Origin of the sequence: Burkholderia sp. SRS-W-2-2016 (assembly GCF_001931485.1) — a bacterium.
Taxonomy (GTDB): Bacteria; Pseudomonadota; Gammaproteobacteria; order Burkholderiales; family Burkholderiaceae; genus Paraburkholderia.
This window is the reverse complement of the sequence record NZ_MSDV01000093.1, coordinates 1-12,602: the sequence shown is the minus strand read 5'-3', so window position 1 is coordinate 12,602 and position 12,602 is coordinate 1. Positions and strand designations below refer to the sequence as shown.

General features: G+C 62.6%; 2 protein-coding genes and 2 pseudogenes. 3 read left to right on the top strand and 1 reads right to left on the bottom strand.

Annotated elements, in window-relative coordinates; genetic code table 11:
• Window positions 1–313: 313 nt before the first annotated feature.
• Window positions 314–1,382 (top strand): annotated as a pseudogene (locus BTH42_RS33840) (IS110 family transposase).
• A gap of 59 nt (window positions 1,383–1,441) precedes the next feature.
• Entirely contained in the window at window positions 1,442–1,654 is a 213-nt protein-coding gene (locus BTH42_RS35280) for a hypothetical protein (RefSeq protein ID WP_143752322.1), read from the top strand.
• A 256-nt stretch (window positions 1,655–1,910) separates the two neighbouring features.
• On the opposite strand, the gene BTH42_RS33835 is transcribed toward BTH42_RS35280, so the two are convergent.
• Entirely contained in the window at window positions 1,911–10,514 is an 8,604-nt protein-coding gene (locus BTH42_RS33835) for a GH36-type glycosyl hydrolase domain-containing protein (protein ID WP_075305522.1), read from the bottom strand.
• Window positions 10,515–11,605: 1,091 nt separating this feature from the next.
• Between BTH42_RS33835 and BTH42_RS33825 the strand changes: the two are divergent.
• Window positions 11,606–12,041: pseudogene (locus BTH42_RS33825) on the top strand (IS110 family transposase); the annotation flags it as partial.
• Window positions 12,042–12,602: the final 561 nt, after the last annotated feature.

Below are 12,602 nucleotides of genomic sequence, written 5' to 3'. Positions count from 1 at the left end.
TAAGGCAACCCGCCGCGATCTGCGGCTCGGGATTTGCGACCGTTTCGCATACGGAGAAAGCTCCTCGGGAAAGGGATGGGTTCGACTGAGTCTGTGGAAAAAGTCGTCGTAGAGGCGGAATGTTGAGTATCCTGGTTGCAACGCCGCCGTCTCTCTGAACTTACGAACCCGAAACGTATTGCCAAAGCCCGCGCTAGACAATCACGACATTTTTCAAATGTGAGGGACTTCCCCATCCCGAGGCGACGTTGAGTCGCGCGGCATCGAGTGCCAGGATTGAGGTCAGCCGTCAATCTGAACAGGAGGGGAAGTCATGAACCAGCTTACTACCGTCGGTATCGACCTGGCAAAGGATGTCTTTGCTGTCTGTGTTCTGGACGCGACGGGTGCAGTAGTTGTGCGACGCGTGTTGCGACGCGATGCGTTTATAAGGTAGGCCGAGCGACTGCCCCCATGCCGCATCGCGATGGAGGCATGTGGTTCAGCGCATCACTGGGGCCGGTGGTTTGCAGCGCGTGGTCACACTACATGTCTCATCGCAGCCGAGTTCGTCAAACCGTTCAGGCTTGGTGGCAACAACGATGCGGCCGAGATGCCGAGGCGATCGCCATCGCGGCCCGCCAGCCAACCATGCGGTTCGTTGCAATCAAGTCTGTCGAGCAGCAGGCGATTCTTGCCTGGCACAGTGTGCCAGCAGGCTGGCAGGAAGAGCGCACGGCATTGCTGAACCGGACACGCGGGCTGCTCGCTGAATTTGGCGTGGTGATCGCGCGCTCTGCGGACCGTCTTCTTGCCGCATTGCCGGGTCTGGTCGAAGACGCCAGACTGCCGACCCGGTGCGCACCATGTTGCTGGAAGTGCGTGAGCAGCTGGCCGCGCTGAATGCGCGGCTTGCCGGCTGCGACAGGCAGATTGCCAGTCACGCGCGCAGCAGTGACGTCGCACGACGTGCCAGTGAACTCCTTGTCGGCCCGGTGACGGCAAGTGCGCTGGCCGCTGCGGTTCCTGATGCAAAGGTCTTCCGCAATGGCCGGCAATTTGGTGCATGGCTCGGCCTGACTCCACGACAGCACAGCTCGCGCGGCAGGACACGACTGGGGCACATCAGCTTGCGCGGTAACGTCTATCTACGAACGCTCCTTGTTCAGGGAGCGCGAAGTACGTTGCAGTCAGTGCTGCGTGCTGACCCCGCGCACGCAGGCCGTCTGCAACGGTGGATCAGACAGCTACACGAGCGCAAGGGCTACGACAAGACGCTGACCGCGATCGCCAATAAACACGCCAGAATGCTGTGGGCGATGCTCGCCAGGGGCGAGCGCTACGACGCCGATGCGTGGCAGCGTCACCCCATGAATCCGTCTGTACGACTTGCAACGACATGACCCGATCACTTTGAAACTCAACTACTGCTCGACGCGATAGCAAAACGAGGTTGGACCGAATGGGAGAAGAACCCGACGATTCTGTTGGCGACTCAAAAGCGCATGCCGGTTCACCTCCATGCCTGATCGCCGATTTTCAAATAGGGTTCTCCTGTGCGGCTCATATCGTGGCCCGCCCGACATATGTGGCAACAAGGCCGTTTGCAAAGACGCAGTCTATTCCTTGGTTGTATTGCAAAACAGCAGTGGAAGAACCCGAAGAACTGTCGTGACCAAACAACCAACGAGGCCACCGGCGTCCGCGCCACGCTTTGGCTGACACCCCCAAACAACCGAGCTCGACTCTTGGGGGAAGTCCTTGCAACAGAATCGGCCATAAAACGGTCCCTCGCGGATGATTCACGAGCGTTTGCTCGCGATTGGCATGCCGCCGTTCGGCGCCAGCGGTATGTGTTTGCCAGCTTCTGCTTTCAACATGTGACTGACTGGCATACAGGTCCAGGGCATCGTGTGAATGGCCCGTGCGCGTTATGCGGCCGGCTCGCGCAAATCGATTTCCTCGGCCACACCTGAGCGCAACGAAATCGACAGCCGATGCGTGCCGGCATCAAGTGGCACGTACACGCCTTCGCCACAGCAATCGACAGCCTGACCATCGAGCACAAAATGGATCGCACGATTCCCCGGGGCAGATTTCGCACAGATTTCGTAGCGTGTTGAATGCACATAGACCGTCGCCTCAAAGCCCGGCCACGAGTCTGGAATACACGGATTCACCACCAGAAAATTCCCTTCCCTGCGAATTCCCAGAATGCCCTCAACTCCCGCACGGTACATCCATCCAGCGGAGCCCGTGTACCACGTCCAGCCGCCACGCCCGACATGCGGCGCGACCGAGTAGACATCGGCCGCGACCACGTAGGGTTCGACCTTGTAGCGCTCGGTTTCCATCGGCGTACGCGCGTGATTAACCGGGTTGAGCAGCGAAAACAAACCGGCTGCGCGGTTGCCGTCGTGGAGTTTCGTGAACGCGAAGATTGCCCACATCGCCGCGTGGCTATACTGGCCGCCGTTCTCGCGCAGCCCAGGCGGGTAGCATTTGATATAGCCTGGATCGCGCGATGACTTGTCGAATGGCGGTGTGAACAGCAACGCAATCCCGTCATCGCGACGGATCAGGTGTTGGTCGAGCGCGGCCATCGCAAGCTGCACGCGCTGCGGATCGGCGGCGCCCGACAGTACCGCCCACGACTGGGCAATCGAATCGATCCGGCATTCGTCGTTGCTGTTCGAGCCGAGCCAGCTGCCATCGTCAAAAGTTGCACGGCGGTACCAATCGCCGTCCCATGCGTCACGCTCGAGTGCCTCGCGCACCGACGCCGCATGCGCGCGCCAGCGCTCGCCACGCACCGGATCGTGCGCGTGGGCGAGCGGCGCGAACAGGTCAATGGTGCGCAACAGCAGCCAGCCGAGCCAGACGCTTTCTCCATTCCCGTTCGCGCCGACGCGGTTCATCCCGTCGTTCCAGTCGCCGGTGCCGATGAGCGGCAAACCGTGCGGGCCGGTCAATTCGATACATTGATCCAGACCACGCGCGCAATGCTCAAACAATGAAGCAGAGACCTCGGCTAGCATGGGCTGGAAGAAAGCGTCGTGCTCGCCGGGCCGCAGCAACGGACCCTCGAGGAAGGGCACGACCTCGTCCAGCACCGCGCAATCGCCGGTGCAGCCGATGTACGTGGCAGCCGCGTAGGCCAGCCACACGCGGTCATCGGAGATCCGTGTGCGCACGCCCTGTCCCGAGTGCGGTAGCCACCAGTGCTGAAAGTCGCCTTCGACGAATTGCCGCGACGCGGCGCGCAACAAATGCCGCCGCGTGTCGAGGGGGCGTACGTGCGTCAGCGCCATCATGTCCTGCAACTGGTCGCGGAACCCGTACGCGCCGCTGGCCTGATAGAACGCCGAGCGTGCTTCAATCCGGCACGCGAGCGTTTGATAGAGCAGCCAGCCGTTCAGCATCAGATCCATCGCCCGATCTGGCGTCTTTACCTGGACGGCGCCCAGCACTTCTTGCCAATGGCGCGTCACATCGGCCAGCACTGCATCGAGGTCCGCCGCACGATAGCGTTCGATCAGTGCCTGTGCGTCGGCGACGGATGCGCATTGACCCACGAACGCGACTACCTCGAGCGTCTCGTGCGCGCCCAGATCGACGAATGTCTGCAGGGCTGCACATGGATCGAATCCCGCACCGGTCGCGCCGGACAGCGGCGCGTCGCTGTTCAATGCCGCGGGCGCGGCTGCATCGCCGTGGCGGCCGAAGAACTCGGTGCGATTCGCCGTCCACGTCGTTTGCCGGCCGCACAGGTCGGCGAACGCGACGCGCGTACCGAATGCGATATTCCAGGGATTGCACGCCAGCATCGCCCGCGTGAGCGTGTCGATTTCCGTCACGACGAATGGTCCGGATCCGCCTCGCGATGTACCGAGCACCCAGTCGAGCCATGCCGTGACCGATAGCCTCCGTTTGCGGCCGGACAGATTGCGTATTGTCAGGCGGCTGATCTTCAAAGGATCGGCAAGCGGCACGTATTGCAGCAAGCCGAGCGCGATGCCATGCGCTTCGTGCTCGAAGCGGCTGTAGCCGTATCCGTGACGCGCGACGTACACGCCGCCGTCGCGAATCGGCTTTGCAGTGGGCGTCCAAACGTCGCCGGTACTTTCATCGCGCACATAAATGGCTTCGCCAGCAGGGTCTTCGACGGGGTCGTTCGACCATGGCGTGAGCTGATTTTCCCGGCTGCTGTCGGCCCATGTATAACCGGTGCCTTCCGCTGCAACCTGGAAGCCGAAACCAGCATTGGCAATCACATTGATCCATGGTGCCGGTGTACTGGCCTGCGCAGCGAGCACCGTAACGTATTCACGGCCGTTGCGGGCGAAGCCACCCAGGCCATTGAAAAACTCAAGGTCCGCGGTCAGCGTCGGCACCGTGGACGCATCAGCAGGCTCCTGCCACGGCGATAGCCATGGTGTTTTTTGCCGGCGAGGCGCAAAAGAGCGTGCCGGCATTTGCGCCAGCTCAACAAGCTGGGTAGCGATGGCGCCACGGCGCGCCAGCAATGCAATACGCGCGGCCGATTGCAACAGCGCTCTGGCCTCGACGCTCATCAGGTCGGCACGTAGCACGTAGATCGACCCCTGCGCGAGTTCACCGTCAGCGCGCGGCCGCGACTGGCTACTGCGCACCGCGGTTTCGATCGCTCCCTGCAACTCCTGGATATACGACGAAGCCCGTTCGTTGACGATCACGAGATCGACCGCCAGCCGCTTCATGCGCCAGTATTCGTGTGCCTTCAATAGCTGCCGGACCTGCGCAATATCTTCGACATCGCCGATGCGCAGCAGCACGATCGGCAGGTCCCCCGAAATCCCGAGCGGCCACAAGGCCGACTGCGGTCCGGCGCCGCGAACGATGGCCTCGGGCGTTGCCCTGAAGCGCGGGTCCGCATACAGGAGCGGCGCCGCGAGCCGCTGAAAGTCCGCAGCCTCTTCGGCATCCACGTCGAGGTAGCGCAATTGCACCTGAGCTTGCGTCCACGCAAGGGTTTTAGCGCGATCAAAGGCGTTACGGTCGTGATGCTGGTCGATGAGGTCGAGCAACTGCGTGCGCGATTCCGCCACCACGGTCCAGAATGCGACGCGCACGACCTTGCCGGGCGGTACCTGCACGCGATAGCGCAGCGAGAAAACCGGATCGAGCACCATCCCGGTGGTGTTGGAGAGCGGGCGGTCGCTGACGATCGACGCGGCCATGCGGGTCGTTCCCCCGCGGCCCAGAAAGCGCAACCGATCCGTTTCGTACTGCGGTTGCGCGACGAGCTCGCCCTCGACCACGGCGAAATGCGCGGCCCAGACCTGGGCCTCGTCATGCGAGCGCTGACGCCGCGTCGCGACCAACGCTCCGAATTCGGCAAGATGCTCGGTCTGCACGAACATCCGCGAAAAAGCCGGGTGCGCGTTGTCGGCAGCCGGCGTGGCGAGTGCGAGTTCCGCGTAAGAGGTCAGTTCGATTTCACGCGTGCTGCGCCCGCTGTTCGTGAGCGAGACACGCCTAACTTCGCCGTCCGCTTCGCCGGAGACCAGCACGTCCATAGTCGTGGTCAGCGTTCGGTCGCGACGGGTAAATTCCGCACGATCTTCGCCGAACACGACGTCGCCGAATTCGGGTTCGAAAACGAACGGTTGCGCAGTTGCGGACCACACCTGGTTGGCCAGCGTATCGCGCAGGTAGATGAACGAGCCGCAGTGATCGCGGGTAGCGTCTTCGCGCCAGCGCGTGATCGCGAGTTCACGCCAACGGCTGTAACCGGCGCCAGCGGCGGTGAGCATCACCACATACCGTCCATTGGACAGCAGATGCGTAATCGGCGGGCCGCTGGCCGCCGTCGTGTGGGCGACGCGCCGCAGCGTCTGCGGCATCGCGCCGGCGTCCGCTGCAGATGTATTCACTTCCTCCGCGCGCGGATGGGCCACGGCGACGGCGCGCGGCATGCGTTCCTGCAGCAGCAGTTCGCTGGCCTGGATCACGGGCTCGCGATGAAAACGCGCGCGCATGGTCCCATCGAGCAAGGTGTTTGCAATCGCGACAATCGTCATTCCCTGGTGATGTGCCATGAAACTGCGCACGATCGCGAAACGTTCCCCGTCGGGAAGGCGCGCACGGGTGAAATCGAGCGCCTCGTAAAATCCGTGGCGACCCAATGCGCCCAGCTTCGCGACTTGCACGTAGTTCTCGAGCGCGGCCTGCGGGTCGACCATCGTCGCCAGACCCGTTGCATAAGGTGCGATCACCCGGTTTTCGGACAGGCCGCGTTTCAGACCGAGGCCCGGCACGCCGAAATTCGAATACTGATAGTTGAATTCGATATCGCGGGCCAGATACGCGGACTCCGAAATGCCCCATGGCATGCCGAGCGAGCGCGCGTATGACATCTGTCGTTCCACGATCAGCCGGTTCGTCTGCTCAAGCAGACTGCCGACCGGCGCACGCATCACCAGCGACGGCATCAGGTACTCGAACATCGAACCCGACCACGAAATCAGCGCGGATCCGTTGCCGACCGGCGTCGCGGCGCGCCCGAGGCGAAACCAGTGACGCGTCGTCACGTCTGCCTTGGCAATGGCGAACAGGCTCGCCAGCCGGGCTTCGGACGCAAGCAGGTCATAGCAGTTCGCATCGAGACTGTTATCCGCCAGCGAGTAGCCGATCGACAGCAGCTTGCGATCCTGGTCGAGCAGAAAGGCAAAGTCCATACCGAGCGCCATTGCGCGCGACGTGTCGGCGAGCGAGCGCAGACGTACTTGCAGAAGCTGCGGCACGGCGCCAAGTTGCCGCCGGTCGCGACTGTGTTCGCTCACGCTGCGATGCAACGCTTCGATCCAGAACATCAGATCGGCATATCTGTCGTCGCCGCCAGCCGGCATCAACCCGCGCGTCGTCTGCGCGGCCTTCTTCGTTAGCCGGGTCAGCGACGGCGATAACGCGTCAAGCATCTGCGGGCCGCGCAGGTGCGCATCGATTTCCTCGAAGATCTCGACCAGCTGTTTGCCTTGCTCCGCAATTGCCGTCGGCAGCGCGTCGATCGCCTCGCGCGCGAGTTGCAGGGTGTCACGTATTCCGGACCTCGCGGCGGGCGCAAGCGGCTCTTGCAGCCACTCTTCGCACGCATTGGCGAGCGCGATCAGGTGGCCGGCGAGGTTGCCGCTATCGACCGACGATACATAAGCGGGTGCCAATGCCCGCAGGTCTCGCGTCTCATACCAGTTATAAAAATGGCCCCTGAAACGTGGAAGTTTCTGCATCGAGACGAATGCGGCTTCAATGCGGTCGACGGTTTCCACCGTCCCCGCCCAGCCGAAATCGCGCGCGACGACCGCTGACAGCAGATACAGCCCGAGGTTGGTCGGCGAGGTGCGGTGTGCGACGACCGGCTTCGGCTCTTCCTGGAAATTATCGGGCGGCAGCATGTTTTCGAGCGGCGTAACGAAGGTCTCGAAGAAGCGCCAGGTACGCCGCGCGATCAGGCGCAAATCCTGGGCGTCCCCGTCGGACATCGCAAATCGCCCCGCGACCGCTGGCGAACGGCTCGATCTCAATGCCAGCGCCGGTGCGGCCAGCCACAGCAATACGAACGGCAGCACGAGGGGCCAATGTGCCGGCTCAAAGGCGAGCGCACCAGCGCACAACGCGAGCGCGAGCGCGATACCTCCGCTCATCTGTCGATAAAAGCCGTCCAGATCCAGGCGCGGGCTGGCCTTCGACTGTGCCGCCGTCGTCCACTCGAGCAAACGGCGATGCGTGATGAACAGGCGTACAAGCGTCCGGACGATCGCATCGCCCATGCGCCATGCCTGATCGGCAACGAACGTGGCCGACAGGAAGATTTGCAAGGCCGCAAGCCGCACGTCGGCAGCGAGGACGCGGATGTGATTGCGCAGGGGAATTCCGGTACGCCGGGGCACGATCGCGAATAGCGTCGGCAGAAGCGCCGGAACGGCGAGCGCGCCCAACATCGACAGGATGCCCGCAAGACCGGCGCGAACCGGCATCAACCAGCACAGCACGAACGCGGCGAGCATCGTGGGGGCAAGTAGCGAGCGGCGCAGATTGTCGAGCATCTTGAAGCGGCCAAGGCACGGCATCGCGGCCCGGAAACGGCCCCGACGCCCGACGATCCACGGCAACAACTGCCAGTCGCCGCGCGTCCAGCGATGCTGGCGTTTTGCCGTAACGTCGTAACGCGATGGCGCTTCCTCGACTACTTCGACATCGGATGCGAGGCCGGCGCGGGCAAAAACCCCCTCGAACAGATCGTGACTGAGCATTGCGTTTTCCGGCACGCGGCCGCGCAACGCCGCTTCGAATGCATCGACGTCGTAGATGCCTTTACCGGTAAACGAACCCTCGCCGAAGAGGTCCTGATAGACGTCGGATACGGCCGCCGCATACGGGTCCATCCCGCCCGGGCCGGAGAACACACGTTGATGGAGCGACCCTTCCTGGCCAACGGGCAGCGATGGCGTCACGCGTGGCTGCAGGATCGCATAGCCGTTAACCACGCGCTGTTCGGTTGCGCTGAATTGCGGTCGGTTCAGCGGATGTGCCATCTTGCCGACCAGGCGCAGCGCGGCATCGCGCGGCAGACGCGTGTCGGCATCGAGTGTGATGACGTAGCGCACGCCTGATGGCACTTGCGGTGCGCGCCCCGCGATCGGCACAAAATTCGTATCGGTTGCGCCACGCAGCAGCCGGTTGAGTTCGTGCAGCTTGCCGCGCTTGCGTTCCCAGCCTATCCATTTGTTCTCGCGCGCGTTGTACACGCGGCGGCGGTGCAGCAACAGGAAACGGCTGCCGCCAGAGCCTTGTCCGTGCCGGCGGTTCAGTGCTTCGATGGCGTCGGCAGCGACAGCGAGCAGAGGCGCATCTGCAGCCAGCACTTCCTGGTCCGCATCGAGCCCGTCAGTCAGTAACGCGAATGACAGGTCGCCGCCGGCGCCCGCGAGATGATGCACCTCGAGGCGTTCGATCTGCTCGCGCAATTCGGCCTCGCTGGTGAGGAGTGTCGGCACGGCGACCAGCGTGCGCAGCGATGACGGTACGCCTGCCGTTAATTCGAGCGCCGGTAACGTGACGGCGCCGAAAACCCATGTCACCGCGCGATTGACGAGCGCCGTCGCGACCTCCGTGGCAGGCAGGAATGCGCATACGGCAAACAACGCTAATATCCACACGTCGGCCCCTCGCGACGGTGTGCTCCACAACGTCCACAAAGCCCACAAGACCAGCGCAAGCAGCGCCGTTGAAACCGCCAGGATCGTGCCGACATAGCCGCCGATGCCGAGACGGATACTGAACCGTGTAATCCGCAGACGCGGCGGTGGCCGAAATTCCAGTGCATCCTCAAGCGCTGGCCGGCCCTCGGCGATCAGGTGATAGCCGGGCTCCCCGGCGCGTCCCGCACGGGCCGCGTCGCCTGCGGCCGCAGCCGCCGCTTGCGCCAGCTGCAGCGCAAGACCGGTCACTTCGAGTTCACTCGCGGATGAACCGCGCGCCAGTTGCTCGATCGCGTGGCGGTACAGATTGCGCGTTGGGAAATCCATCGTGCCGAATGCGCTACCCGCGCACAGCCGCGCGTCGACGAGGCTCATACTCTCGAACAGTTCGGTCCAGTCGATGTCGGAAATCAGGCGAATGCTGGTAATCACATTGCGCACCGTGACGTTCGACGCGCCCTGGTGTTGCTGTGCATGCTGCACGACGTCATCGACGGAAAGATCCTGGCGCTTCAGCCGTTCTTCCAGCCAGCCGAGCGCCGGCGTGGTACGTGGATCCTGGTCACGCAGCCGTTTGGCGAGTTGCGCGGCAAACGGCTCCGACAACGCGCCCGATGAACGTGTCGCGATATCCGCCTCCAGTGCGGAACGCGCGCTGCCGGATTCGAGCAGACGGTCGGTGAGCGCGTCGGCATCCGCATGTGCGCTGCGACCCGCGGTCATCTGGTCTGCGAGACGTCGGAGGTTCTCGATCAGCACGATGCGCAGCGTGATCGCCACCGCCCACAATTCGCCGATCGTCAGCGGCTGAATCCGTTGATAGGCGTCGACAAAACGGCACAGCACATGCGGGTCGAAATGACTGTCGGTGTGCGCTACGAACGCCCACGCAAGACCGAATACGCGCGGATAGCCGGCGAACGGACCTGCGGCAAGCTTTGGCAACTGGCGGTAGTAGCCAGGCGGAAGATCGTCGCGAATCTCGCGGATCTGTTCTTCGACGAGGTGATAGTTGTCGAGCAGCCATTCGGCGGCAGGCTCCACAGTCCGGCCACGCTCCAGTTCCGCGGCGCTCGCGCGGTAAGCTGCAAGCAGGACGGCAGCGTTATCGTTGAGCCGGGTGTGCAGCGCCAGCACGACGGGAGGGTGCTTGGTAACCGACTGCGCGGCGGCGAGGCTCTGCGCGTGCTGCTCGAGCCGTTCAACGCCGAACAGTTCGTCGCGCACCGGCGCGGTGTCTGTCCATGGCGGCGAGCGTGGGCGAAACCGCGCGGCGTACTGAAGCAATGTGTTCATAGGCGACCTTCTGCGGTGAGGTGACTTCAGCGGACGAGGCAAAACGCCTTGCACGTGATGCGGCTAAAAGGCGCGTCGGCCGCCAAGGCACGATGATGCCTGGTCGCGAGCACGGGATTGCCGGCATGACGAATTGCGGCACCACCGCGCGTGCAGCCTCGCCACTGGAAGGTGGCGCATACCTGATACCTGCTTTTTGCGTGCCGCACGTCGCACGTGTTGCGCGGCAGATCCGGCGGCAAGGAGGAAAGGGGTCGGCTCCTGCCAACCCTGTATGAACCCCGTATGACACGGTGACAGGCGGTGCGCCCGGAACAGGAGGGAAACCGGAAGACGCAGACCTCGCTTTGCGTTCTTGAGTATTGGTTATTTCTTTTTCTCTGGTGAGCCGGCAGCGGAATTCCTTGGGGTTTTCGTCCAGGAGAGATCTGCCGCAGGAGACGGTACCTTCTTCGGCTGTTTAGGCTTTTTTGCCTCGCGATTACCGCGTTGTTGCCCCTTTGCCATCGTGTTTCTCCAATTGCTACGACCGCGAAAGCGGCCGCCTTGCTGTCCATTCTGGACGCATTTAACGGTTCCGTCGCGATCTATTTTCACAAACCCCGTACGGTAGCGGGCAGACCGCGCGCGAGTCGGCCACAGCGCGCGTCACTCGAGAACGTGAACGGCACGCCGTCCCGACCGAAACAGATGCCGCTCACGGCCAGTTTCCTCCTCGCGCCCGAAACGCTGAAACCCGGCGAATAGAAGGACAACCCGATCGGACTGCGAATTACCCACTTCAGCCTCACGCCCTATGCAGGCGTCAATCCGAGAGCAATGCAATGAACCCTGTTGTCTCTGCTGCGAGCACCGCGGCGTTATTCACCGCACGTGCCGGCACAGCCTCGGCGCAGGTCGCAGCGTCAGAAGCGGCCCCCGTAACATCTTCACTCCCCGATAATTGGGGATTTGGCCAGCCGGGCCCGGCATGATTCCCGCCCCCAGTCGCAGTTATGATCCGGGGAGGGTGTTGTCACCGGGCCTGGTAGGTGGCTGGTGATCGCTAATAGGGGCTCGGCCGGAATATCTTGAGGCCGTCCGTAACGTGGATGCCGAGACTTGCCACCGTTGTTGCAGGCCAAACTGCTCTACCTGCAAAACCCTTCGATGCAAGAAAGCCAACAACATAGATCCATCGATGTATTCGTTGGCGTCGACGTCGGCAAAGGCCACTATCATGCCGTCGCTCTCGATCGGAACGCAAAGCGCCTGTACAAGGCGTTGCCCAACGATGAGACCAAACTGCGCGCGCTCATTACCGAACTCAAGGCGCACGGCCAACTTCTGTTCGTCGTCGATCAGCCCGCCACCATTGGCGCGCTGCCCGTGGCAGTCGCCCGCGATGAAGGTGTTCTCGTCGCCTATCTGCCAGGTCTGGCCATGCGCCGTATCGCGGATCTGCATGCCAGTGAAGCCAAGACTGACGCCCGCGACGCAGCCGACATTGCTGAAGCCGCGCGCTCGATGCCGCATACGCTGCGCTCCGCCGACGTGACAGGCAGGTATCGCGTACCTGCGGTGTCTGATCACGGTCGAGAGCATTCGAGCGGCCATCAATCGCTGCAGCCCCCTTCTAAAAAGTGTAGCCAGATATGTAGCTAGCGTGTTTTTCCGATCAGTTCATTGCCGCCGAACGCTTATCCAGTACGGAATATCGACTTCGAAGCAGAGCAGTATGACATTGTGTTGATGTAGGGTACTGCGGGTTGTTTGGGTTCGCGCGGGCCGCGCGGATGGGACCTGTAACGTCAGACGCTAAAAAGCCGACTCGCGAGGGTCGGCTTTTTCATTTCATGCGCGTACTTGCGCCAAGCGGGATAAAGCCGCTATCACGGATGACATAGACGGTTGGCCTCGGTTCCGGCGTTCGATGTTTCCGGCGAAAGGGGCCTGTCAGGAATTTCGTGTTTAAGGCATAACATGCTCCCAAGGAGAGTTTATGCCTCGCAAACCGAAAGCCCAGCCGGTGCAACTGCCGGCGATTCCGGCCGAACTGCTTGAGCAGTTCGGCAACGGTCCGATGACGGCCGAAGCCATCAATGCTGC

Coding starts and splice junctions, on each gene's coding strand:
- BTH42_RS33835 (WP_075305522.1), bottom strand. CDS start 10,514: ATGAACACATTGCTTCAGTACGCCGCGCGGTTTCGCCCACGCTCGCCG.
- BTH42_RS35280 (WP_143752322.1), top strand. CDS start 1,442: ATGGGAGAAGAACCCGACGATTCTGTTGGCGACTCAAAAGCGCATGCC.